Here is a 1208-nt window from a genome sequence, read left to right on the forward strand (position 1 = left end):
CCGTTTCGACCGTCAAGACCGACCACGCTTCCGCCGCCGTGCCGCCAGTCGCAAGGCCGACGAAACCAGCGCACATCATCAAGGACGACGCCGAGGCGATTGCCATCGCCCACGCGCTCGCCGCCGAATTCGTCAAGGACTCCTCCAAACGCGACCGCGAGCGGATCTGGCCGGTTGCCGAACTCGATGCGTTTTCGCAAAGCGGCCTGTGGTCGATCAATGTGCCCAAGGCATTCGGCGGGCCGGAGGTGTCCTATGCGACGCTGGCGAAGGTGATCGAAATCATCTCGGCGGCGGATTCCTCGATCGGCCAGGTTGCCCAGAACCATCTCGGCGTCGTCGCCGCCATCCGCACCGTGTCCGACGCCGATCAGCAGAAGCTGCTGTTCGCCGAAGCGCTGAAGGGCACGCGGTTCGGCAACGCCTTCTCCGAGTTCGGCTCCAAGCGCGCCGCCGATTTCGAGACCCGCTTCACCGATGCCGGCGATCATGTCGTCGTCAATGGCCGGAAATTCTATTCGTCCGGCGCGCTGCTTGCCCATCTGGTGCCGATCGTGGCGCTCGATGATGAGGGCCGCGCCTGGTATGCGATCGCCGACCGGGCCGCGCCCGGCCTGACGGTCATCGACGACTGGTCGAGCTTCGGCCAGCGCACGACACTGTCCGGCACCGTCATCATCGACAATGTCAAAGTGCCGAAGACGCATCTGGTGCCAGGCTACAAGGGCTACGACAAGCCGACCGCCGACGGCGCCATCTTCCAGATCATCCAGGTGGCCGTCGACACCGGCATCGCCCAGGCGGCGATCGACGAGACGGTTCATTTCGTCAGGACCAGGAGCCGCGCCTGGATCGACAGTGGCGTCGACAATGCCTGGGACGATCCCTACACCATCCAGGCCATCGGCGACCTGACATTGCGTTTGCACGCGGCGCAGGCGTTGCTGGAAAAGGCCGGCCTGGCAATCGACCGCGCGGTGGCCGAGCCGACCGCCGAGACGGTGGCGCATGCGCAGATCGTCACCGCCGAGGCAAAAATCCTGTCGACCGAAATAGCCATCGCCGCCACGAACAAGCTGTTCGAACTGGCAGGGACCCGCTCAACGCTGGCCGAACACAATCTCGACCGGCATTGGCGCAACGCCCGTACCCACACGCTGCACGACCCGGTGCGTTGGAAGTACTCGATCCTCGGCAAATATTTCCTC

1 protein-coding gene is annotated in these 1208 nt (G+C 64.5%); it reads left to right on the top strand.

All coding sequences use genetic code 11. The features are described from left to right. Positions 1 to 1208 (top strand): SfnB family sulfur acquisition oxidoreductase (locus EN935_RS36710; RefSeq protein ID WP_245489151.1); only part of this gene is annotated, 1208 nt, incomplete at both ends.

It is taken from the genome of Mesorhizobium sp. M7D.F.Ca.US.004.03.1.1 (assembly GCF_003998635.1).
Taxonomy (GTDB): domain Bacteria; phylum Pseudomonadota; class Alphaproteobacteria; order Rhizobiales; family Rhizobiaceae; genus Mesorhizobium; species Mesorhizobium loti.